This is a genomic window from Luteimonas suaedae, assembly GCF_008312895.1.
Lineage (GTDB): Bacteria > Pseudomonadota > Gammaproteobacteria > Xanthomonadales > Xanthomonadaceae > Luteimonas > Luteimonas suaedae.
In genome coordinates, this window is the sequence record NZ_VSSP01000001.1 from 397,338 (window position 1) to 420,162 (window position 22,825).

Annotated in this window: 22 protein-coding genes; 11 read left to right on the plus strand and 11 right to left on the minus strand. The window is 69.4% G+C overall.

The window, feature by feature from the left end; genetic code table 11:
* Positions 1-25 precede the first annotated feature (25 nt).
* The gene (locus tag FXO19_RS01710) at positions 26-934 is read left to right on the plus strand and encodes a M48 family metallopeptidase (protein WP_149193320.1); all 909 of its coding nucleotides are present in this window, start codon (positions 26-28) and stop codon (positions 932-934) included.
* A gap of 202 nt (positions 935-1,136) precedes the next feature.
* Here FXO19_RS01710 and phbB (FXO19_RS01715) read toward each other — a convergent pair whose 3' ends face one another.
* The 4 genes from phbB (FXO19_RS01715) to gluQRS all read right to left on the minus strand — a co-directional run bounded on the left by phbB (FXO19_RS01715) (position 1,137) and on the right by gluQRS (position 4,354).
* The gene (gene phbB / locus FXO19_RS01715; protein ID WP_149193321.1) at positions 1,137-1,877 is read right to left on the minus strand and encodes an acetoacetyl-CoA reductase; all 741 of its coding nucleotides are present in this window, start codon (positions 1,875-1,877) and stop codon (positions 1,137-1,139) included.
* Positions 1,878-1,890: 13 nt separating this feature from the next.
* Positions 1,891-2,379, minus strand: a complete 489-nt coding sequence (gene phaR / locus FXO19_RS01720) for a polyhydroxyalkanoate synthesis repressor PhaR (RefSeq protein ID WP_149193322.1) — start codon at positions 2,377-2,379, stop codon at positions 1,891-1,893.
* Positions 2,380-2,617: 238 nt separating this feature from the next.
* Positions 2,618-3,358 (minus strand): acetoacetyl-CoA reductase, encoded by a 741-nt coding sequence (phbB, locus tag FXO19_RS01725; protein WP_149193323.1) that lies wholly within the window; start codon positions 3,356-3,358, stop codon positions 2,618-2,620.
* Between the two features lie 63 nt (positions 3,359-3,421).
* A complete protein-coding gene (gene gluQRS, locus FXO19_RS01730; protein ID WP_149193324.1) occupies positions 3,422-4,354 on the minus strand; it encodes a tRNA glutamyl-Q(34) synthetase GluQRS in 933 nt (310 codons plus the stop codon).
* A gap of 307 nt (positions 4,355-4,661) precedes the next feature.
* On the opposite strand from gluQRS, the gene htpX reads away from it, so the two are divergent.
* Entirely contained in the window at positions 4,662-5,558 is an 897-nt protein-coding gene (htpX, locus tag FXO19_RS01735) for a protease HtpX (RefSeq protein WP_149193325.1), read from the plus strand.
* A gap of 275 nt (positions 5,559-5,833) precedes the next feature.
* On the opposite strand, the gene FXO19_RS01740 is transcribed toward htpX, so the two are convergent.
* Together FXO19_RS01740 and epmB are read right to left on the minus strand one after the other, a co-directional pair.
* Complete coding sequence (locus FXO19_RS01740; RefSeq protein ID WP_149193326.1) at positions 5,834-7,912, minus strand: EAL domain-containing response regulator; 2,079 nt, start codon at positions 7,910-7,912, stop codon at positions 5,834-5,836.
* Between the two features lie 63 nt (positions 7,913-7,975).
* The gene (gene epmB, locus FXO19_RS01745) at positions 7,976-8,980 is read right to left on the minus strand and encodes an EF-P beta-lysylation protein EpmB (RefSeq protein WP_149193327.1); all 1,005 of its coding nucleotides are present in this window, start codon (positions 8,978-8,980) and stop codon (positions 7,976-7,978) included.
* Positions 8,981-9,065: 85 nt separating this feature from the next.
* Between epmB and efp the strand changes: the two genes are divergently transcribed.
* The 6 genes from efp to folE2 all read left to right on the plus strand — a co-directional run bounded on the left by efp (position 9,066) and on the right by folE2 (position 14,621).
* Positions 9,066-9,632: an elongation factor P gene (efp, locus tag FXO19_RS01750; protein ID WP_149193328.1), complete on the plus strand. Its 567-nt coding sequence runs from the start codon at positions 9,066-9,068 to the stop codon at positions 9,630-9,632.
* Positions 9,633-9,940: 308 nt separating this feature from the next.
* Entirely contained in the window at positions 9,941-11,287 is a 1,347-nt protein-coding gene (locus FXO19_RS01755; protein ID WP_149193329.1) for a TRZ/ATZ family hydrolase, read from the plus strand.
* Between the two features lie 90 nt (positions 11,288-11,377).
* Positions 11,378-12,118 carry a bifunctional 2-polyprenyl-6-hydroxyphenol methylase/3-demethylubiquinol 3-O-methyltransferase UbiG gene (gene ubiG / locus FXO19_RS01760; protein ID WP_149193330.1) on the plus strand — a complete coding sequence of 247 codons (741 nt, stop codon included), beginning with the start codon at positions 11,378-11,380 and terminating at the stop codon, positions 12,116-12,118.
* Positions 12,108-12,854 carry a phosphoglycolate phosphatase gene (locus FXO19_RS01765; RefSeq protein WP_149193331.1) on the plus strand — a complete coding sequence of 249 codons (747 nt, stop codon included), beginning with the start codon at positions 12,108-12,110 and terminating at the stop codon, positions 12,852-12,854. Before ubiG ends, FXO19_RS01765 begins: the two co-directional genes overlap by 11 nt.
* A 33-nt stretch (positions 12,855-12,887) precedes the next feature.
* The gene (locus FXO19_RS01770; protein WP_149193332.1) at positions 12,888-13,559 is read left to right on the plus strand and encodes a phytoene/squalene synthase family protein; all 672 of its coding nucleotides are present in this window, start codon (positions 12,888-12,890) and stop codon (positions 13,557-13,559) included.
* A gap of 111 nt (positions 13,560-13,670) precedes the next feature.
* Positions 13,671-14,621 (plus strand): GTP cyclohydrolase FolE2, encoded by a 951-nt coding sequence (gene folE2, locus FXO19_RS01775; protein WP_149193333.1) that lies wholly within the window; start codon positions 13,671-13,673, stop codon positions 14,619-14,621.
* A gap of 87 nt (positions 14,622-14,708) precedes the next feature.
* On the opposite strand, the gene FXO19_RS01780 is transcribed toward folE2, so the two are convergent.
* Genes FXO19_RS01780 through yidD form a run of 3 tightly spaced genes read right to left on the minus strand, consistent with a single transcriptional unit; the run spans position 14,709 to position 17,154 of the window.
* On the minus strand, positions 14,709-15,551 hold the full coding sequence (locus FXO19_RS01780) for a M23 family metallopeptidase (protein WP_187775619.1): 843 nt from the start codon (positions 15,549-15,551) through the stop codon (positions 14,709-14,711).
* A gap of 14 nt (positions 15,552-15,565) precedes the next feature.
* A complete protein-coding gene (locus FXO19_RS01785) occupies positions 15,566-16,921 on the minus strand; it encodes a dihydroorotase (RefSeq protein ID WP_149193334.1) in 1,356 nt (451 codons plus the stop codon).
* Positions 16,918-17,154 (minus strand): membrane protein insertion efficiency factor YidD, encoded by a 237-nt coding sequence (gene yidD, locus FXO19_RS01790; protein WP_255516237.1) that lies wholly within the window; start codon positions 17,152-17,154, stop codon positions 16,918-16,920. Before yidD ends, FXO19_RS01785 begins: the two co-directional genes overlap by 4 nt.
* Before the next feature lie 107 nt (positions 17,155-17,261).
* Here yidD and dksA point away from each other — a divergent pair, with 107 nt between their 5' ends.
* Complete coding sequence (gene dksA / locus FXO19_RS01795; RefSeq protein ID WP_149193336.1) at positions 17,262-18,239, plus strand: RNA polymerase-binding protein DksA; 978 nt, start codon at positions 17,262-17,264, stop codon at positions 18,237-18,239.
* A gap of 547 nt (positions 18,240-18,786) precedes the next feature.
* On the opposite strand, the gene FXO19_RS01800 is transcribed toward dksA, so the two are convergent.
* Entirely contained in the window at positions 18,787-19,227 is a 441-nt protein-coding gene (locus FXO19_RS01800) for a SufE family protein (protein ID WP_149193337.1), read from the minus strand.
* Between the two features lie 251 nt (positions 19,228-19,478).
* Complete coding sequence (gene cysS / locus FXO19_RS01805) at positions 19,479-20,846, minus strand: cysteine--tRNA ligase (RefSeq protein ID WP_149193338.1); 1,368 nt, start codon at positions 20,844-20,846, stop codon at positions 19,479-19,481.
* Positions 20,847-20,968: 122 nt separating this feature from the next.
* On the opposite strand from cysS, the gene FXO19_RS01810 reads away from it, so the two are divergent.
* On the plus strand, positions 20,969-21,466 hold the full coding sequence (locus FXO19_RS01810) for a hypothetical protein (RefSeq protein ID WP_187775585.1): 498 nt from the start codon (positions 20,969-20,971) through the stop codon (positions 21,464-21,466).
* A 274-nt stretch (positions 21,467-21,740) separates the two neighbouring features.
* Positions 21,741-22,748: an N-acetylornithine carbamoyltransferase gene (locus tag FXO19_RS01815; RefSeq protein WP_149193339.1), complete on the plus strand. Its 1,008-nt coding sequence runs from the start codon at positions 21,741-21,743 to the stop codon at positions 22,746-22,748.
* Positions 22,749-22,825: the final 77 nt, after the last annotated feature.

Below are 22,825 nucleotides of genomic sequence, written 5' to 3' on the forward strand. Positions count from 1 at the left end.
AGGCGCGGTCTTGGAGGAGTTCGAGATGCGACAGGATCCTTTCGGTCGGCACCAGGCGGCACCCGGACGGCGTCGTGGCGGCGGTTTGCGGCTGTGGGTGCTGCTGCTGTTCGCCGGCTACGGCGCGTACTACTGGTTCTCCAACCAGAGCGTCGACCCGGTGACCGGGCAGAGTGTGCTGATCGACCGCAGCCTGTCGGCCGACGACGAGAAGGCGCTGGGCCTGCAGGCCTATCAGGAGATCCTGGCGCAGGAGCGGCCGCTGGCGGCGGACGCGGAAATCTCGCGCCAGGTCCGCGACATCGCCCGGCGCCTGATCGACAAGGTCGACGACGTGGAGGCGGCGCTCGCCGCCGAGCACGGGCTGGCGCCGAGCCGGTTTTCGGAGAGCTTCGAGTGGGAGGTCAATGTGATCGACTCCGACCAGGCCAACGCGTTCTGCCTGCCCGGCGGCAAGATGGCGGTGTACACCGGGCTGGTGCCGGTGGCGCAGAACGCCGACGCCATGGCGGTGGTGATGGGGCACGAGATCGCCCACGCGCTGCTGCGCCACGGCGCCCAGCGCATGGCGCAGCAGAAGCTGAGCCAGATGGGCCAGATGGCCGGTGCGCTGAGCGGCATGGATCCGCAGCAGCAGCAGATGGTGATGGCGGCGATGGGCTACGGCTATTTGCTGCCGTACGCGCGCAAGCACGAGACCGAGGCCGACGAAGTCGGGCTGATGCTCGCTGCGGCGGCCTGCTTCGATCCGCAGCAGGCGGTGCCGCTGTGGGAGCGCATGGGCGCTGCCGCCGGCGGGCAGGCGCCGCCCGAGTTCTCGTCGACGCACCCGAATCCCGGTACCCGCATCCAGAATCTGCAGTCGTTGATGCCGAAGGCGATGGAATACCGCGCCCGGTTCTGTGGGGAGGGCGGTGTCGCCGGGGCGCCCTGATCGCGCCGCCGGCCGGCCCGTGTAGGAGCGGCTTCAGCCGCGACCGCGCCAGGCAGCACCATCGGCGGCGACTCTGCAGAGCGCGCCGCCGCGCGGTGCCAGGGTAAACCGCCGTGGTGGAGATCAGCCGTCCGCCTGGCGCCGCGCGGTCGCGGCTGAAGCCGCTCCTACAAGGGCAGGGGCGCGCAGGGGCAGGTGCGGATCAGAAGCTCATGAACAGCCCGCCGTTCACCGGCAGGTTGGCGCCGGTGACGAAGCCGGCGTCGTCGGCGGCCAGGAACTCCACCGCGCGCGCGATCTCGTCCGGGCGCCCGAGCCGGCCGACCGGCACCTGGGCGACGATGCCGTCGCGGATCGCCTGCGGCATCGCCGTCACCAGCGCGGTCTCGCAGTAGCCGGGCGACACCGAGTTGACGGTGACGCCCTTGCGCGCCACCTCGCGCGCCAGCGCCATGGTGAAGCCGTGCATGCCGGCCTTGGCGGCGGAGTAGTTGGTCTGCCCGAACTGGCCGGTCTGGCCGTTGACCGAGCTGATGTTGACGATGCGGCCGAAGCCGCGCGTCGCCATGCCCTCGACCGCGTGGCGGCACATGTGGAACACGCCGTCGAGGTTCACGTTCATCACCGCCTCCCACTGCACCGTTTCCATCTTGCGCAGGGTGACGTCGCGGGTGATGCCGGCGGCGTTGACCAGGATGTCGAGCGCGCCGTGCCGCGTCTCGACCTCCCGCACCAGCGCGGCGCAGGCGTCGAAATCGGAGACGTCGAGCGCGGCGAAGCGCACGTCGTGTCCGTGCACGTCCTGTTCGAAGCGCGCGATGCGCTCGGCGTCGCCGCCCAGGTCGGCGGCGATGACCCGCAGGCCGGCGCGGGCGAGGGCGGTGCAGATCGCGGTGCCGAGCCCGCCGATGCCGCCGGTGACCACGGCGGTCCGCTTGTCCACGACCACTGGCGGCTCAGCGACCGCGTTTGTCGCCGGAGGGCGGGCGCTCCGAAGGCTTCTGGCCGACGCTGCCGGTCAGGTTGCGCTGGAACTCCTGCCACAACTCCATGTTGCGTTCGGTGAGCTTGTTCATCATCGACCAGGGGGTCTGGTCGAGCAGGCCGCCCATCTGCTGCCGGAACTGTTGCTGCTGTTCGAGGAAGGTCTGCATCGAGCGTTCGAGATAGGTGCCCATGAAACCCTGCAGCGAGTCGCCGTAGAAGCGGATGATCTGGCTGAGCAGCTGGGTCGAGAGCATCGGCTGCCCGTCCTGCTCGTGCTCGGCAATGATCTGCAGCAGGACCTGGCGGGTCAGATCGTCGCCGGTCTTGGCGTCGCGGACCTCGAAGGACTCGCCGTCGACGATCAGCTGGCGAACGTCCTCGATGGTGATGTAGCTGGAAATCTCGGTGTCGTAGAGACGGCGATTGGGATATTTCTTGATGACGCGGATTGCGCTCATGGAGCAAAGGCTCTAGCCGTGTTGCCGCGCAGCATGGCGCAGCATGCGAAGGCTTGCAACATCGGCGCATTCACGTGTGGAGGGAGCGCGCGGCCTCGGGAAAAGCGTCAACGCCTCCGCTCGTCATCCCGGCGAAAGCCGGGATCCAGCTTGAGATGCCCGAAAGGCTGGATCCCGGCTTTCGCCGGGATGGCGGTGACAGACTGTCGGCGGGTGCGATCCCGAGGCTCGGCCCCGGCTACCACCCCATGTACTGCCCGCCGTTGGCAGACAGATTGGCGCCGGTGATCCAGCCGGCCTCCTCGGGCAGGAAGAACGACACCGCGTAGGCGATCTCTTCCGGGGTGCCGAGCCGGCCGGTGGGGATCTGCGCGACGATCTTCTCGCGCACCGCCTCCGGCACCGCCATCACCATCTCGGTGCCGATATAGCCGGGCGAGACGGTGTTGACCGTGACCCCGAAGCGCGCGTTTTCCTGCGCCAGCGAGATGGTGAAGCCGTGCATGCCGGCCTTGGCCGCGGCGTAGTTGGCCTGGCCGTACTGGCCCTTCTGGCCGTTGATCGAGCTGATCTGGACGATCCGGCCCCACTTGCGCGCGCGCATGCCCTCGATGACCGGGCGGGTCACGTTGAACACCGAGTTGAGATTGGTGTTGATGACCTCCTGCCACTGCTGCGCGGTCATCTTGTGGAAGGTGCCGTCGCGGGTGATGCCGGCGTTGTTGACCAGGATGTCGACCGGCCCGAGCTGGCGCTCGACCTCCCGCACCATCGCCTCGGCCTCTTCCGGCGACGACACGTCGCCCTTAGCCAGGGCGATCTCGTAGCCGCCTTCCTTTATCTGCGCCTGCCAGGCGTTGGCCTTGTCGGCGTTGCGGTAATTGGTCGCCACCTTGTGGCCGGAGTCGAACAGCCGCTTGCAGATCGCGGTGCCGATGCCGCCGGTTCCACCGGTGACCAGTGCCACGCGTGTGGTCATGCCATGCCTCCCGGAATGTGATGCGAATGCGCAGGTCGGGTCTCGAAGACCAGTGACTGCATTCTATGGGGCGGCGATAACATCGCTGTTGTGCAATGCGGCGAGCGACAGCGCGTGCCGGCACGGGATGCGGCCCGGATCGAAGGCGCGCAGGGCCGCATCCAGCAACTGCGCCGGCGTGCCCGCGGCGACGACCGCGGGCGGCGCCTGCCCCAGCGCGCGCCATGCCGCGCGCAGCGCCGGCAGCGGGTCGTCGTCGTCCACCGGCACGGCCGCCAGCGACTTCGACAACTTGCGCCCGTCGGCATCGAGCACCAGCGGCAGGTGCGCGTAGCGCGGCGTGGGCAGTCCGAGCCTGTGCTGCAGGAAGATCTGTCGCGGGGTCGAGTCGAGCAGGTCGGCGCCGCGGACCACGTCGGTGATGCCCTGTGCGGCGTCGTCGACCACCACCGCCAGCTGGTAGGCCCAGCAGCCGTCGGTACGGCGCAGCACGAAGTCGCCGACCTCGGCGTACAGGTCCTGTTCGACCCGGCCCTGCAGCAGGTCGTCGAAGGCGATCCGGGTGCCGGGCGGCACCCGCAGCCGGACCGCGGGATCGGTGCGCAGCGCGCCGGCGATACAGGCATGGTGTACGCCGCCGCCGGCGGCGGCTAGGCCGCTGCGGCTGCAATGGCAGACGAAGGCGTCGCCGGCGGCCAGCAGCTGGTCGAGCGCGGCGCGATAGATCCCGCCGCGCGTGCTCTGGCGCAGCACCTCGCCGTCCGGCACCAGGCCGAAGGCCTGCAGGCTGCGCAGCTGCGCCTCGGCCACGCCGGCAATCTCGCGCGGCGGGTCCAGGTCCTCGATCCGCACCCGCCATTCGCCGCCGGCATGGCGCGCCAGCAGCCAGCTGCCCAGTGCCGCCAGCAACGAGCCGAAATGCAGCGGGCCGGTCGGCGAGGGCGCGAAGCGGCCGCGGTAGGGAACGTTGGCGGGGGCGGCAGGAGCAGGAGACATCGCGGCTTCGAAGATTACCCGACGCGCCGGCCCCGCGAGCGTGTCCACTTTCGTAGGAGCGCGCCATGCGCGCAATACCGCGGGCCTTGCTTCGCCCGGGAGTTCCCTGTGACCCGCGCGCCTACCGGTCCGGAATCGCGGCATCCGTCGGATCCTGCCGGCACCCGCGGCATCGCGCGCATGGCGCGCTCCTACGGCGGAGGGGACGCACGGACCGTCCGCCGGCGGCGGGTCACTTGAATTTCATCGATGCCAACCACACTGGATTGCGGATAGGGCGCCTCCGCGCCCGGACGGAATCCCTGCCATGTTCAAACGTGTCGCCTTGTTCCTTGCCACCAATCTCGCGGTGCTGGCGCTGGTCAGTATCGTCATGGCGATCTTCGGGATCGACCCGGCGACCAACGCCGGGCTGCTGCTGTTCGCGGCGGTCTTCGGTTTCGGCGGCGCCTTCGTCTCGCTGGCGCTGTCGAAGTGGACCGCCAAGCGCTTCACCGGCGCGCACGTGATCGATCAGCCGCGCAACGAGACCGAGCGCTGGCTGGTCGCCACCGTGCAGCGGCAGGCGCGGGACGCCGGCATCGGCATGCCCGAGGTCGCGGTCTACGACGCGCCCGAGATCAACGCCTTCGCCACCGGTGCGCGGCGCAATGCCGCCCTGGTGGCGGTGTCCACCGGCCTGCTGCGGGCGATGGACCGCGACGAGGCGGAAGCCGTGCTCGCGCACGAGGTCTCGCACGTGGCCAACGGTGACATGGTGACCATGGCGCTGCTGCAGGGCGTGCTGAACACCTTCGTGATCTTCCTGGCGCGGATCGTCGGGCGGGTGATCGACGGCTATCTCAGCGGCGGGCGCAGTTCGACCGGGCTCGGCTACTACGCGGTGGTGTTCGTGCTCGACATGATCTTCGGCCTGTTCGCCAGCATGATCTCGATGTGGTTCTCGCGCTGGCGCGAGTTCCGCGCCGACGCCGGCGGCGCGCGGCTGGCCGGTCGCGCCAAGATGATCGCCGCACTGGAGCGCCTGGCGCAGACCTACGGCCACAGCACCCTGCCCAAGCAGGTCGCGGCCTTCGGCATCAGCGGCGGCGTCGGCACCGGCCTCAGGCGCCTGCTGATGAGCCATCCGCCGCTGGACGAGCGCATCGCGGCGCTGCGCAACGCGCCGCCGGAGACGGACGCGGTGCGGCGGGTAGTCGCTTAGGTCTTGCAGGATTCGGAATTCGGAAAAGCACCGCGCCGCTTTTGTTCGTCATCCCGGCGCAAGCCGGGATCCAGCCTGCCGTTGCGGTCGCCCCGCTGGAAAACGCACCGCGACCAGGCACTGGATCCCGGCTTGCGCCGGGATGACGGTTGACAGGCTGCCGGACGATGCGACGCTGCCTTCCCGATTCCCGATTCCCGATTCCCGATTCCCGATTCCCGATTCCCGATTCCCGAATCATGAATCATGAATCACGAATCACGAATCACGGCCTTTCACTCGAAATCGTAATTCATCTGCGGCCCCGGCTCCGCCAGGAAGCTGCCCTGCACGTAGTCGACACCGGCCGAGAACAGGACCGACATGCTCGCCGCGTCCTGCACGTGCTCGGCGATGGTGCGGATGCCGAGCTCGCGCGCCTTCTCGGCGATCTCCTGGATGCGTTTCTGGTTGTCCGGGTTCTGCACCAGCTCCTCGGTGAAGCTGCGATCGAGCTTGAGCAGGTGCGGCTGCAGATGGGCGAGCAGCTGGAACGAATCCAGACCGACGCCGAACTGCGCCAGCGCCAGCCGGCAGTCGTACTTGCCGATGGCGATGGCGAAGTCCTGGGTGGCCTTGAGATGGGTGAACACCTTGGCCTCGGGCAGCTGCAGCACCAGGTATTCGCCTGGCACGCTGTGCCGGCTTAGCTGCTCGCCAATGTAGCGCACCAGGCTGTCGTCGCGCAGCGAGGCCTGGCTCACCTCGACCAGCAGCGTCGTCGGCGTGCCGGCGCGGATGCGCTCGCCGATGCGGGCGATCGCCTGGCCGACCACGTGGTGGTCGATTTCCCACAGCAGGCCGTGCTCCTCGGCGATCTGCAGGAACGACAGCGGCTTGACCAGCTCGCCCTCGCCGGCGTCCAGGCGCAGCAGCGCCTCGTAGACCGCGCCGGTGTCGGCCTGCAGGCTGATCACCGGGTGGTAATGCAGCACGAAGCCGCCGTTGTCGAGCGCATCGCGCAGGCGCGCGACCCAGGCCTGCACGTGCTCTTCCTCGGCGCGGTCGGTGGCGGCGGGATCGAAGATCTCGTAGCGATTGCCGCCGACCCCGAGCGACGAGTGCACGCCCTCGTCGGCCTTGGCCAGCACCTGGCCGAGACTGGCGATCTTCTCGCCGATCTGCACGCCGCCGATGCTGGCGGTGATCGTGCTGGAGTGCGCGCCGATGGTGAACACGTGTGAGGAAAAAGCCTTCAGGATGCGCTCGGCCAACGCCGTGGTGGCGGCGTAGTCGGCGCCACGCAGCAACACCGCCAGCCGGTGCTCGGAATAGCGCGCCGACAGCGCGCGTTCGTCCAGCACGCCCTGCAGCCGCTGGGCGATGGCGGCGAGCATGGCGTCGGCCGCATCCAGCCCCATCTCCTGCAGCAGCCGCTGGTAGTGGTCCGGTTCCACCAGCAGCAGGCCATGCTGTCCGTCATTCTGGGCGGAGTCGCTGACCGCATCCTCCAGCGCGCGCAGGAAGGTCGGCCGGTTGAGCAGTCCGGTCACCTGGTCACGCTGGCGCAGTTCCTCGACCTGGCGCGCGAGTTCGGGATCGACCTCCTCGCGCCGGAAGACGACCTGCAGGCAGGACTCGCCCTCATACTGCGCGGGGGTGAACTCCATCGAGGCCGGGAAGGCGTTGCCGTCGACGTCGCGCGCCTGCAGCTCGTAGCGCGGTGGCGCCGGTTCGCCCTTGCCCAGGCGCTTGAGCAGCGCCTTGAAGTCTTCCAGGTGCTGCGGCGCGACCATGTCCAGCAGCGACATGCCCTCGACGTCCTCGAACGATTCGTGCCCGAACATCTCCAGGTACGCCGCGTTGGCGCGGATATGCATGCCTTCGTGGATGTAGGCGATCGGGTCGCGCGAGGATTCGATCAGCGCATCGCAGCGGCGCTCGGTCTCGCGTATCCGGGCTTCCAGCCGGCGCAGCATGCGCCGGGCGTCGAGGTCGGCCCACTCGTCGCGGACCGCGGTCAGCAGCAGCTGGGGCTTGCCGCGCAGCGCGATCCGGCGCACGCCCAGCCCGTGGGTTTCGGCGAACGTGTCGTCGTCGATGGCGTCGACCACCGCGATCAGCGGGATGTCCTTGCCGCTCGACTGCACGCGCTGGGCGACCTCGGCCAGCGGAATGGCGCCGGATGTCTGCGAGGCCAGCACCAGGTCGATGCTCTGGCTTCCGAGCATGGTGGCGAGTTCGTCGGCGGACGCCGGACGCAGCGGTCGTACCGCGATGCCGGCGTTGCGCAGTCCGCTGACGATGGTCTCGGCATCCTCCATGCTGTCGTCGACCACCATCAGCCGCAGGGCGTTGTCCAGGTTCTTCGGCATTCGGTCCTCCCGGTGGCCGACGGTTATGCCACGCCGGCGCCTCCGGCGTCCATGCCGGATCGGTCAGAGTGGGCGTTTGGACGCATCGCCCGCCACCTCGCGGACCAGTTTCGGCACCAGATAGCCCGATTGCCGCGCGCGCAGCGCCGCATGCAGCGCCAGCGCCCGGGCGTCGGGGACGTCGAAATGCGCCGCGCCGGCAACGCGGTCGAGCTGGTGCAGGTAATACGGCAGCACGCCGGCGGCGAAGCCGCGCTCGCCCAGCGCGGCCAGCGCCTCGACCGAGTCGTTGACCCCGCGCAGCAGCACCGCCTGGTTGAGCAGCGTGGCCCCGGCGTCGCGCAGGCGCGCCATGGCGGCGTCCACCTCGGCGTCGAATTCGTTGCCGTGGTTGGCATGCAGCACCACGACCACCGGCCAGGGCAGGGCGGCCAGCCACGTCGTGAGCTCGGCATCAACGCGCTCGGGCAGCACCACCGGCAGCCGGGTGTGCAGGCGCAGGCGGCGGACGTGGGCGATGCCGGCCAGCGCCGCGGTGAGCTCGGCCAGCTTCGGCGTGGCCAGCGACAGCGGGTCGCCGCCGGACAGGATCACCTCGTCGATCGAGGCGTCGGCGCGGATCGTAGCGAGCGCCTCGCCCCAGCCGGCGGCGGCGGCGGTTTCCTCGGCGTAGGGAAAATGACGGCGAAAGCAGTAGCGGCAGTGCACCGCGCAGCTGCCGGTGGCGATCAGCAGGGCGCGGCCGCGGTACTTGCGGATCACGCCGCGGCCGGCGCGGGCGGCGCCGTCGCCGACCGCGTCGAAGTCGAAACCGGCGACCGGGCGCATCTCCTCGTCCAGCGGCAGGACCTGCCGCAGCAATGGGTCGTGCGGATCACCATGGCGCATGCGGGCGACGAAGCCGCGCGGCACCCGCAGCGGGAATTGCGCCGCGGCGGCGGGCGAAACCTGCAACGCCGCCTGCTCCAGGCCGAGCATCGCCAGCAGTTCGCGGGGATCGCGCACCGCCTCGCGCCAGGCCTGCTGCCAGCGTCGCGGCTGCATCGGTAGGGGGGCTGCGGGTATCATGTCGGGCTAGTTTTTCAGCCGCAGCCGGTTTCGGCTGCCGATCCGACATTCTATCCGCCCGCGTGGCGGCACCGCAGGAGCAATGATGGCCAGCTACGGCATGAACGACGTCAAGAACGGGATGAAGATCCTGATCAACGGCGAGCCCGCGATCATCACCGACACCGAATACGTCAAGCCGGGCAAGGGGCAGGCCTTCACCCGGGTGAAGTACCGCCTGATCCGCTCCGGGCGGGTGCAGGAAGTCACCATGAAGTCCACCGACTCGGTGGAGGCGGCCGACGTGGTCGACACCGACATGCAGTACCTGTACAGCGACGGCGAGTATTGGCACTTCATGAATCCTGAGTCGTTCGAGCAGGTGCAGGCCGACAAGGCCGGCATGGCCGGCGCCGAGAAGTGGCTCAAGGGCGAGGAGGACTGCGTGGTCACGCTCTGGAACGGCACCCCGATCCAGGTCACGCCGCCAAATTTCGTCGAGCTGCAGATCACCGAGACCGATCCGGGCGTGCGCGGCGACACCTCCGGCGGCGGCGGCAAGCCGGCCACGCTGGAGACCGGCGCTGTGGTGCGGGTGCCGCTGTTCGTCGGCCAGGAGGAAGTGATCAAGGTCGACACCCGCTCCGGCGAGTACGTCAGCCGGGTGAAGTGACGATCCGGCCCGTGGCCGCGAAGCGGCCACGGCTTTGCCGGATCGTCATCCCGGCGCAGGCCGGGATCCATCTTGAAGCCCGGAAGAGGTCCTTCTTCCGAGCTTCGATCAACGCGGATACACACCGATAGGTGTTGAACCAAAACATGAGTTTTCGTCCCTGCTTGGTGCCTTATCCGCGTTGATCCGTGGCAAATGCTTCTGACGGATGGGTCTGGCGGACGCCGGTGTCAACGGTTCAGAACGAACGACCAGCTACGCTGTAGCAAAGCGCCTCCGATCCGCGCGGGAATGACGAGCCAGAGCGAATGACCGAAGCCACCCCCCAGCCCTGCGACCTCCTCATCGAAGCCGGCCACGTCGTCCCGGTCGAGCCGCACGGGGTGGTGCTGGACGACCATGCGGTCGCGGTTCGCGACGGCGTGATCCTGGCGGTGCTGCCGACGTCTGAGGCACGCACGCGGTTCGCGCCGCGGGAAACCGTCTCGCGGCCGGACGCGGCGCTGATCCCGGGCCTGGTCAACGCCCATGCCCACAATCCGATGACGCTGCTGCGCGGCGTCGCCGACGACCTGCCGTTGAAGGTCTGGCTGCAGCAGCACATCTGGCCGGTCGAGGGCGCGGTGATCGGGCCGGAGTTCGTCGCCGACGGCGTGACCCTGGCGATCGCCGAGATGCTCCGCGGCGGCACCACCTGCGTCAACGAGAACTACTTCTTCCCCGACGTGCAGGCGGCGACCTACAAGCGCTACGGCTTCCGCGCCCGCGTCGGCCTGCCGGTGATCGACTTCCCGACCGCGTGGGCGAAGAGCGACGACGAGTACTTCGACCGCGCCGGAGAGGTCCACGATCAGTGGCGCGGCGATGCACTGATCGACACCGCGTTCGCGCCGCATGCGCCATACACGGTCAGCGATGCCAATTTCGAACACATCCGCATGCTCGCCGATCAGCTCGACCTGCCGGTGCACCTGCACCTGCACGAGACCGCACAGGAGGTCGAACAGTCGCAGAAGGAGCACGGCCAGCGACCGCTCGCGCGCCTGGATCGCCTGGGCCTGGTCAACGACCGCCTGATCGCGGTGCACATGACACAGGCGACCGAGGCCGAGACCCGGCTGTGCGCCGAGCGCGGGGTGTCGGTGGTGCACTGTCCCGAATCCAACCTCAAGCTGGCGTCGGGCTTCTGTCCGGTCTGCGCGCTGGAACGGGCCGGCGTGAACCTGGCGATCGGCACCGACGGCTGCGCCAGCAACAACGACCTCGACATGTTCGGTGAGACCCGCACCGCGGCGATCCTGGCCAAGGCGGTCGCCAACGATGCCTCCGCATTCAGTGCCGCCAGCGCGCTGCGCGCGGCCACGCTGGGCGGCGCGAAGGCGATCGGCTTCGACCATCTGGTCGGCTCGATCGAGCCCGGCAAGCAGGCGGACCTGGCCTGCGTGGACCTGTCGGCGCTGGAAACCCAGCCGCTGCACCACGTGTTTTCGCAGTTGGTCTACGCCACCGGCCGGCACCAGGTGAGCGACGTCTGGATCGCCGGGCGGCCCAAGCTGCTCGCGCGCGAATTGGTCGACCTGGATCCCGACGCGCTGGTCGCCAACGCCCGCCAGTGGCGCGAACGCATCGCCACCATCCGACATCGCCCCACGTAGGAGCGGCTTCAGCCGCGAACCCGCGGCCCCGCCGGAACGACCGCGGTCGCGGCTGAAGCCGCTGCTACAGGCCCAGGACAGAGCATCATCATGACAACCGCCAGCCGATCCGATCCGCCACCGAACTTCCGCCAGGCCGAACTCGACAAGTTCGCCGCGCTGGCGGGCCGCTGGTGGGATCCGCAAGGTCCACAGAAGCCGCTGCACGCGCTCAATCCGGTGCGCCTGGACTATGTCGCCGCCCGGACCGCGCTGAAAGACGCCGAGATGCTGGATGTGGGCTGCGGCGGCGGATTGCTGAGCGAGGCGTTGGCGCGCGCCGGCGCGCGGGTGACCGCGATCGACCTGGCGCCGGACCTGATCAAGGTGGCGAAGCTGCACGGCCTCGAGTCCGGCGTGCAGGTCGACTACCAGTTGAAAGCGGTGGAGACCCTGGCCGCCGAACGCCCCGGCGGCTTCGATGCCGTGGCCTGCATGGAGATGCTCGAGCACGTGCCGGACCCGGCCGCGGTGCTCACCGCCTGCGCCACCCTGCTACGCCCGGGCGGTCGCCTGTTCGTGTCGACCCTCAACCGCACGCCGGCGGCGTTCGCGCTGGCCATCGTCGGCGCCGAATACATCGCGCGGCTGCTGCCGCGGGGGACCCACCAGTACCGCGACTTCATCCGTCCGTCCGAGCTCGCCGCCTGGTTGCGCAGCGCCGGGCTCGAGCTCGAGGACGTCAGCGGCATGGCCTACGAGCCGTGGCGCAACGCCGCGCGCCTGAGCCGGCGCACCGACGTCAACTATCTCGCCTGCGCGCGCAAGCCGGAGGCCGGCGATGCCGGGTAGGGGAGGGCCGGCGATCGCGGCGGACGCGTCAGGCTTTCCGCGCGGGGCGCTGTTCGATCTCGACGGCACCCTGCTCGACAGTGCGCCCGACATGCTGGCGACGGTGAACCGCATGCGTGGCGATCGCGGGTTGCCGCCGATGCCGCTGGCCGATCTGCGGCCGCGGGTCTCGCGCGGCGCGCGGGCGATGGCGGCCGCCGCGTTTCCGGACATCGCGCCGGCAGACATTCCGGATCTGGTGCCCGAATTCCTCGACGTGTATCGGCAGGAGCTGGGCCGCCACAGCACGCCGTTCGACGGCATCGAAGCCATACTCGCCGCGCTGGAGGCGGCCGGCTGCCGCTGGGGCATCGTCACCAACAAGCCCGAGTACCTGGCGCGAGAGATCCTGCCGCAGCTCGGCTGGGCCTCGCGCTGTGCGGTGCTGGTCGGCGGCGACACGCTCGCCGAGCGCAAGCCGCATCCACTGCCGCTGCTGCACGCGGCCGACAAGATCGGCCTGACGCCGGCCGAATGCGTCTATGTCGGCGACGACGAGCGCGACATCATCGCCGCGCGCGCGGCCGGCATGGCGTCGGTGGTGGCGCTGTGGGGCTATCGCCTGCGCGAGGACGATCCGGTGGCGTGGCGCGGCGACGTGATGATCGAATCGCCGGCGGACCTGCTGGCGCCGGCGCGCTGGCCGCGGTTGCACGCGCCGGGCGGTGCCGATGCGGTTTCCGCGCGTCCAGCCTGAACGCTTGCGGCGGCGCCTGCCATGATCGAAGACATGAGCGCAACGGACGCGGCCGGTTTCATCGACAAATGGCGCGCGCGCTGGCCCGAGTGGCAGGTGGCGGGCGCCTTCGTGCCGGAGCCGCGGCGCACGACGGCCGCGGCCTGGTTCGCGCTGCTGCAGGAACTCGGCGATGCCGCCTGGCACGGCGCCGATCCGACCCCGGGCCTGGCCAAGCTGGCCTGGTGGCAGGAGGAACTGCAGGGCTGGTCGCGGGGCGCGCGCCGGCACCCACTGGCCACGTGCCTGCAGCGGCAGCCCGCACCCTGGGAAGCCTTCGCGCGGACCCTGAACACCCTGCCGGCCACCCGGGACCTGGGCGCTGCGGCCACCCTGGAAGCGCTGCCGGGCTTCGCCGGCGCGGCCGCCGCCTGCGAAACCGCGTTGCTCGAAGGCGAAGCGGACGCGGGCCGCGTGCCGGCCGACGCCGATGCGCTGGCCCGGTGCCTGGTCGGCGAACGCGTATTGCTTGCCGGCCAAGGCTCCGAGGCGCTGTGGCTGCTCCGGCAATGGCCGCGCACGGTGCGTACGCCGCGTGCGCGCCGCATCCAGGCGGCATTGCTGCACGCCCGGCTGCGCGCCCTGCAGAACGGAACGGCCACGCGACCGCTGCCGGGCTGGCGGGTCCTGCCGCTGGCCTGGCGGGCGGCGCGGGGTGGACGCTGAGCGCACGGCGCTGTCCGCGTACAACGCAGTGTTTCGTCGGGGTCCGGACCATGGCCGCTACACTATGCGCGGCCCTGCCGGCCGCCGTTCCGCCCCCACGAGCCCCGCACCTTGAACGATCGCACCACCAGGATCCTGCCCGACGTCGCCGATGACGCCGCCTTCGCTGCGCGCCCGCTGGACTGGGTGGGCATGGAGCGCATCGCCCTGCCGCTGCGCCTGCCGGCCCAGGACGGCGGCTTCGTGCAGGTCCCCGCTTCGGTCGACGTCGCCGTCGACCTGTGCGCCGCCGAGGCGCGCGGCATCCACATGTCGCGGCTGTACCTGCGCCTGCAGAATGCCTTCGCCGGCGAGGCGCTGACGCCGGCCGGCCTGCGCCGCGTATTGCAGGACCTGGTCGATTCGCAGCGTGGACTGTCGACCTCGGCACGCGTGACCCTGCGCTATGACCACCTGCTGCGGCGCGCGGCGCTGGCCAGCGCCCATGCCGGCTGGAAGAACTATCCGGTGGAGCTGGAGGCGACGCTGGCCGACGGCCATTTCCGCCTGGAGCTCGGATTCTCGGTCGAGTATTCCAGCACCTGCCCCGCATCGGCGGCGCTGTCGCGCCAGCTCAATGCCGCGCGCTTCACCGAGGATTTCGCCACGGCGCGGCCGCTGTCGACGGCCGTGGTCGGCGAGTGGCTGGCGTCCGAACGCGGACTGGCGGCCACCCCGCACGCGCAGCGCAGCCGCGCCGAGATCCGGGTCGAGCTGCGCCCTGCGTTCGACGAGATCCCGCTGGTCGCGCTGGTCGATGCGCTCGAATCCGCGCTCGCCACCCCGGTGCAGACCGCGGTCAAGCGCGAGGACGAACAGGCTTTCGCCCGGCTCAACGCCGAGAACCTGATGTTCTGCGAGGACGCTGCACGCCGGGTCGCCGCGGTGTTGTCGGCCGATGAGCGCATCGCCCGTTTCGACGCCCGCGTGGCTCACTTCGAGAGCCTGCACGCGCACGATGCGGTGGCCCGGGTGAGTGGGGGTGGAGCCGGGAATCGGGAGTCGGGAATCGGGAATCGTTAGAAGCAAGAAGCGGGCGACCGGAGACAGATCCGGATCCTGTCCACTCGGGAAGCCTGAGGTGCCGTAGCTTTTGCCGTGGCGTTTGCCTTACCGGCTCCCTATTCCCGATTCCCCATTCCCGGCTCTTTCCAGTACCAACAGGGGATCGATGCGCACGTCGAACCAGTTCATGCCCCAATGCAGATGCGGCCCCGTCGCCCGCCCGGTCGCGCCGACCGCACCGATCACCTGGCCCTGTTCGACCCGGTCGCCGGGTCGCACGTCGATCCGCGACAGGTGCAGGAAGTTGGAGCTGATGCCGTGGCCGTGGTCGAGCAGCAGGGTGCCGCCGGTCAGGTACAGGTCGGCATCGGCGAAGGTGACCACGCCGGCCGCCGGCGCCTCGACCGGCATACCGCTGCCGACCGCGATGTCCATGCCCGAATGCGCCGAACCGGGCTTGCCGTTGTAGACGCGCTGGTTGCCGAAGCGGCCGCTGACGCGGCCTTCGACCGGCCAGGCGAAGCGCTGGGCGAAATCGGCACGGTCATCGTCGCGGGTCCTTGCCGCAGTGACACGTGCCTGCTCGCGGCGGATGCGTTCGGCGATCGCCGGCGGCGGATCGACGGTCTTCGGCGGCACGCCGCTGACGCGCTCGACCGGCCAATCGCGTGGCATCACCGCGATGCTCGCGTTTTCGCGGCGCCCGTCCGGGCGCGTCACCGAGACCTGCACCGGGCCGGTGGCGTCGCGGCCGATGCCCAGCACCACGCTGCCGTAGCCGGTGACCCGCAGGGTGCGGCCGGCGTATTCCACGCGGCTGCCGGCGGGGACCTTGCCGATCACCATCGCGCCCTGCTGCACGCTGGCGGGGAACACGATGCGGTCGTCGTCAACGGTCTGCGCGACGGCCGGAGACAGCAGCGACAAGCCGGCCAGTGCCAGCAGCATCCGCAGCACCTGCCTCAACGGTCGAACTCCAGGCGCCGGCCCTGCGGCTCGCCGACCAGGCGTTCGCCGTCCCAGGCCAGCACGCCATTGACCCAGGTCGAGGCGACGCGGCTGCGGAACGTGGTGCCCTCGAACGGCGACCAGCCGCACTTCGACAGCACCTGTTCGCGGCGCACCGTGAACGGCGTGTCCTCGACCAGTACCAGGTCGGCCCAGTAGCCTTCCCGCAGGAAGCCGCGCTCCTTCACGTCGAACAGCTGCGCCGGCGCATGGGCGAACTTCTGCACGACCCGGGCGGTGTCGAAGTGGCCTTCGTGCACGCATTCGAGCGCGGCGTTGAGCGCGAACTGCACCAGCGGCAGTCCGCTCGGCGCGCGCACGTAGGGGTATTGCTTTTCCTCGAGCGTGTGCGGGGCGTGGTCGGTGGCGAGCACGTCGATGACGTCGTCGGCGATCGCGCGCAGCAGCGCGGCGCGGTCGGACGCGTCCTTGATCGCCGGGTTGCATTTGATCAGGTGGCCGAGGCGATCGTAGTCGTCGCGCTCGAAGCGCAGGAAGTGCACGCAGGTCTCGGCGGTGATGCGCTTGCGCACGCCGTCGGCGTCCACCAGCGGGCCGCGCTCGAACAGCGCCAGCTCGTCGGCGGTGGAGATGTGCAGCACGTGCAGGCGCGTGCCATGGCGTTTCGCCAGCGCCAGTGCCAGCCGCGTCGACTTGATGCAGGCCTCGCGCGAGCGGATGTCGGGATGGCAGCGGGCGGGAATGTCGTCGCCGTACTTCTCCCGGTAGCGCGCGAGCTCCGCGTCGATCATCGGCGTGTCTTCGCAGTGGGTGATGATCGGCACCGGGGTCTCGCGGAAGATGCCGTCCAGGGTGTCCGGATCGTCCACCAGCATGTTGCCGGTGGAGGCGCCCATGAACACCTTGACGCCCGGCGCGGCAAGCGGGTCGAGCGTGCGCACGTTGTCGAGGTTGTCGTTGCTGGCGCCGAAGTAGAAGCCGTAGTTGCCGCGCGCGCGACCGGCGGCGCGGGCGTACTTGTTCTCCAGCGCGTCGCGGTCGAGTGTCGGCGGACTGGTGTTGGGCATGTCCATGAAGCTGGTCAGGCCGCCGGCGACCGCCGCGCCGGACTCGGTGGCGATGTCGGCCTTGTGCTCCATTCCCGGCTCGCGGAAGTGCACCTGGTCGTCGATCATGCCCGGCAGCAGCCGTCGGCCGCCGGCGTCGATCACGGTGTCGCCCGCGCCCGCGGACAGGCCGCTCCCGATCTCGGCGATGCGGCCCCGTGAGATGCGCAGGTCGCCGTCGGTCTCGCGGCCTTCGTTGACCAGCCGGGCGTTGACGATCAGCGTGTCAGGGGTATCGGTCATGGGGCGTTTTCCGTGGACAGGGGAGGGACGGGGTCGTGCCCGCCGGGGTGCAGCGGATGGCAGCGGCCGATCCGGCGCATGGCCAACCAGCCGCCCTTCAGGGCGCCATAGCGGGCTATCGCGGTCATCGCGTACTCCGAGCAGGTGGGCACGAAACGGCAGCGCGGGCCCAGCAGCGGGCTCAGCCAGCGTTTGTACAGGCGCAGCAGGGCGATGAGCAGGTGTTCTATCACGGCTCCTGCACGGCAAAAAAAGGGAGGATCGCGGTTGCCGATGCAGTCCCAGCAGGGTATAACAGCGCGCTTCCCCATTCCAAGGGAATCCGCAAGGACACAACGACGTGGCAGTGAAGAAACCCGCGAAGAAGACCTCGAAGAAGGCGGCCCCCAAAAAGGCTGCGACGAAGCGTGCCGCTCCGAAGACGGCCGCTCCGAAGAAGGCGCCGACCAAGAAGTCCGCCGCCGCTGGCAAGGCGTCGGTCAAGAAGGCTGCGCCGGCGAAGAAAGCCGCCGTGAAGAAGGCGCCGGTAAAGAAGGCTCCGGTGAAGAAGGCTCCGGTGAAGAAGACACCAGTGAAGAAGCCGGCTGCCAAGAAGCTGCCGGCGAAGAAGGCCGTGCCGGCCAAGAAGACGGCGGCCAAGCCCGCACCGTCCAAGGCCGCGAATGCGCCTGCGCAGAAGAAGCCGGCCGCCAAGGCCGCCAACGTGGTCAAGAAGATCGCGCCGAAGAAGTCCGCCAAGACGACGTCGGCAACCAAGACGGCTGCCGCTCCGCCTCCTGCGCCTGCCAGGCCTGCGGTCAAGCGCCCGGTCGGCAAGGTCGCCGTGGCCGTGGCCGCCAAGCCTTCCGCGCCGACGCCCAAGACCAAGTACCGGACGATCCCCTACAAGACCGATTCGGAAACCGGTCGGCCGATCCTGCCGGCGGGCTATCGCCCGGCAGCGGACGAGGAGTACATGGGGCCGCTGCAACTCGAGTACTTCCGCCAGCGGCTGCTGAAGTGGCGTGCGGACCTGGTCGAGGAATCCAAGCAGACCATCGAGAACCTCAAGGAGGAAGTGCGCGACGTCGGCGACGAGGCCGAGCGCGCCACCCGCGAGACCGAGAACTCGTTGGAACTGCGCACCCGCGACCGCTACCGCAAGCTGATCGGCAAGATCGACAGCACGCTCAAGCGCGTGGACTCGGGCGAGTACGGCTTCAGCGTCGACTCGGGCGAGGAGATCGGCCTGGATCGCCTGGAGGCGCGCCTGACCGCCGAGCGCACGATCGACGAGCAGGAACGCTGGGAACATCTGCAGAAGCAGATCGGCGACTGAGGTGCCGGTTCCTGCGGCGATTCCCGCAGGAGCCGCAATCAAGGCGTCACGAAGAACCCGGCTCCGGCCGGGTTCTTCCGTTTTCGTTGCGGAGCAGAGCGTGCTTGCTTGCTCCGCGCGCGTGCCGCCTGAAGGCAAGGCGGCAGATGCATTTCCTTCTCCCTTTGGAGTGCTGCTTGCGAGCCATTGACTCGCGCGCCCTTGCGCTATGCGCGAGGGCCGGGACACGGAGCAAGACCTGCCCGAAGCGCTTTCTAGTCGAGGATGGCCTGAAGCGCCGGTATGAGCGGCGCGTCATCGCGGGCGATCATGGTGGGCCGAGGCCCACCCTATCCTCGCATAGGGTGGGCCTTGGCCCACCGCAAGCCTGCTCCGGCCCTTGCCAGCGGCACGCGCGCTTTCGCCCTGGAGGGAGAGAGGCTTCAAAGCCGACTGCCGGATTGGTTAAGCCTTCGACAGTCCCTTGGCAGAGCCGGGGCTTGCTCGGAGAAATCAAGCAGGGCGTAGACGTTGGAATCGCGCAGCGGCGGCGCGCTTGTCCTCGACGTCACGACAGCGCGTATTGCGCCCGGTCGCGGATGTAGCCCAGCAGCGCCGCCAGGCCGTTGCTGCGGGTCGGGGACAGGTGCTTGGCGAGGCCGACCGCGGCGATGTAGTCGGGGTCGGTCTCGAGGATCTCGCGCGCGCTGCGGCCCGAGTACACGCGCAGCGCCAGATAGATGAGGCCGGAGACGATTGCCGAGTCGCTGATCGCGGCAAAATCGAGCCGCCCGGCATCGCCCGAAGGCACGATCCAGACCATCGACTGGCAACCGTGCAGACGATGCTCCTCGGTCTTCCATTCCTCCGGAAAGTCGGGGAGTTTGCGGCCGAGATCGATCAGGTACTGGTAGCGCTCGGACCAGTCGCCGAAGAAGGCGAACTCCTCGCGGATCGCGGCCTGGGCGGCTTCGGGGGTGGATTCGAGGGGGAAGGGCTGTTCGGTCACGGATGGATTGCCTTGCTCTGCGATGTGCAGCGCGGGGACGCGCGGGTGGAACGCATGTACTCGAACTGGGTGTGAGGCGCGGCCGATTCAAGGCGCCATGGAACCGGCGTGCCGCACTCGTTCTGTGGGAGCGGCGGAAGTCGCGACGAGACCGCCGAGCCGGTGGCGGTCCGGTGCCAGGTCGCGACCTTCCGGCGACAGCATGCTGTCGCCACTCCTAGCAAAGAGGATCGGCAAATACGGCCGCGTCTTCAGGCGCGCTTCCAGCGAACGCCCTGGGGGGTGTCCTCGAGCAGGACGCCCTCGGCCGCCAGCTGTTCGCGGATGGCATCGGCACGGGCGAAGTCGCGGGTCTTCTTTGCCGCCGCGCGTTCGTCGATCAGGCCCTGGATCCTGGCGTCGTCGTCGCCGGAGGCGCCGCGGGCGAACCAGGTCGCCGGATCCTGCTGCAGCAGTCCCAGCACGACACCGGCGCCCAGCAGTCGCGACTTGGAGCGCTTCCGGGCGTCGTCGTCGCCGGCCTTGCGCGCGTCCGCGGCGATGCCGGCCAGCTCCGCCAGCGCCTGCGGCGTGTTGAGGTCGTCGTCGAGCGCGGTTTCGATCGCGGCCGGAATCGCCGGGGCGGCGTCGACCGCGGCCAGGTCGCGCAGCGTGCCGTACAGGCGGTCGAGGGTCCGCACCGACTGCTCGATCAGGTTGTCGGACCAGTCCAGCGGCTGCCGGTAGTGCGCCGAGAGCAGCGCGTAGCGCAGCGCCTCGGGGGGGTGTCGCTGCCGCAGGTCGTTGACCTTCTCGATGTTGCCTGCCGATTTCGACATCTTGGCGCCAGTCAGCGTCAGCATGCCGTTGTGCAGCCAGAATCGGGCGAAGGTGCGGCCGCCGTGCGCGCATTCGCTCTGCGCGACCTCGTTCTCGTGGTGCGGAAACTGCAGGTCGATGCCGCCGGCGTGGATGTCGATGGTTTCGCCCAGGTGCGCGGCGGCCATGGCTGAGCACTCGATGTGCCAGCCGGGCCGGCCGCGGCCCCAGGGCGAGTCCCAGCCCGGCAGCTCGTCGGTCGAGGGCTTCCACAGCACGAAGTCGCCGGCATCGCGCTTGTACGGCGCCACTTCCACGCGCGCGCCGGCGAGCATCTCGTCCGGATCGCGCCGCGACAGCTTGCCGTAGCCGTCGTAGCTGGCCACCGAGAACAGCACATGCCCCGCGGCGGCATAGGCGTGTCCGCTGGCGATCAGGCGTTCGATCATGGCGATGATTTCGCCGATGTGGGCGGTCGCGGCCGGCTCGATGTCGGGCGCGGCGACGCCGAGCGCCGCCATGTCTTCGCGGTAGGCTGCGGCGTAGCGGTCGGTGATCTCGGAGATCGGCACGCCGCGCTCGCGGGCGGCGGCATTGATCTTGTCGTCGACGTCGGTGATGTTGCGTGCATAGCGCAGATCGCCGTAGCGCCGGCGCAGCAGCGTCGCCAGCACGCCGAAGACCACCGGGCCGCGGGCGTTGCCGATGTGCGCGTAGTTGTAGACCGTGGGCCCGCACACGTACAGGGTGGGGCAGGCCGGGTCCAGCGGCGCGAACGGTTCGACCCGGCGGGTCAGGCTGTTGAAAAGACGCAGGCTCATCGCGGGACAGGAGAGGGAATTCACCGATTCTACCGGTCGCCTGGCACTCACGACAGCGAGGATTCAGCACAGCGGCGCGCCCGCGGCCTACACTTTCGAGGCTGCCGGTCCCCGAGACATTGATGCTGCGTCCGTTCCCGCTCCAGACCACCCTGTTGCTTGCCGCGCTCGCGGCGGCGCCGGCCGTGGTGGCGCAGGAGCAAATGCTGCCGGCACAGCCGCCGGCGGCGCCGCAGGAAAACGTGCGGATCGACTACGCCAAGGTGCTCAGCGCCGAGCCGGTGCACCAGACCCTGCGCGCGACCAGCATGGTCGAACGCTGCGGCTCCGCCTCGACCACCCCGGTGAAGCAGGAAGAGGACCGCCGCGGGCTGTCGCGGGTGGTGGGCGCGGTACGCGACGTACTCACGCCCTCGGAGGGCATCGAGGAGGTGGCGCCCTCGGCCGGCGGCGATTGCCGCATGGTCCCGATCGAGCGCGAGTTCCGCCGCCCGATCGGCTACGACGTCGATTACGTCTACAAGGGCGTCAAGTACCGTTCGCGCCTGCCCTACGATCCCGGCAACCGGGTGCGGGTGCGGGTCTCGGTCACGCCGGTCGTCAGCTCCAGCGGGCAATGAGCCCGTCCACATCCGCGCTTGCGGCCGCTGGCGCCACGTGCGACGATGCCGCCGCGATGACCCAACTCCGCGCCGACGCCCAGATCCTTACCTCCGCCCGCATGGCCGCGGGCATGACTTCGCGCGCGCGCCGACCGGACACCTGCCTTCACGCTGGGTAGCCGGAACTCGCGTCATCGAGTTTCACAGGACAAGCCCAGCCTCGCGCTGGGTTTTTTCGTTTTCGCACCGTGATTTTCCGACCGCCCCACCGGGGTGACCGACAGGACCATCGATGAAGCATTTCCTCAATACCCAGGACTGGACCCGCGCCGAGCTCGACGCGCTGCTCGCCGACGCCGCGCGTTTCAAGCGCGACCGGATCGGCGACGCCCTCAAGGGCCGCGCGATCGCGCTGGTGTTCTTCAACCCGTCGATGCGCACCCGCACCAGCTTCGAGCTCGGTGCCTTCCAACTCGGCGGACATGCGGTGGTGCTGCAGCCCGGCAAGGACGCCTGGCCGATCGAGTTCGATCTCGGCGCGGTGATGGACGGCGATACCGAGGAGCACATCGCCGAGGTGGCACGGGTGCTGTCGCGCTACGTCGACCTGATCGGCGTGCGCGCGTTCCCGAAGTTCGTCGACTGGTCGGCCGACCGCGAGGACCGGGTGCTAAAGGGCTTCGCGAAGTACGCGACCGTGCCGGTGATCAACATGGAGACCATTACCCATCCGTGCCAGGAACTGGCGCATGCGCTGGCGCTGCAGGAGCATTTCGGCACGCCGGATCTGCGCGGCAGGAAATACGTGCTGACTTGGACCTACCACCCGAAGGCGCTCAACACCGCGGTCGCCAACTCGGCCCTGACCATCGCCACCCGGCTCGGCATGGACGTGACCCTGCTGTGCCCGACGCCGGAGTACGTGCTCGACGAGCGCTACATGGACTGGGCGCGGCAGAACGTCGCCGAGAGCGGCGGCTCGCTAGCGGTCAGCCATGACATCGACGCCGCCTACGCCGGCGCCGACGTGGTCTACGCCAAGAGCTGGGGCGCGCTGCCGTACTTCGGCGACTGGGAGCAGGAAAAGCCAATCCGCGACCGCTATCGGCACTTCATCGTCGACGAGGCCAAGATGGCGCAGACCAACGAGGCCGTCTTCAGCCATTGCCTGCCGCTGCGCCGCAATGTCAAGGCGACCGACGCGGTGATGGACTCCCCGGCCTGCATCGCCATCGAGGAAGCCGAGAACCGCTTGCATGTGCAGAAGGCGGTGATGGCTGCGCTGGTGGCGCAGCCGTGATTGGTGATTCGTGCTTGGTGATTCGCAAGAGCGGATCACCGCGAATTGATACAACATGTGTCCATTAGAGAACCCGA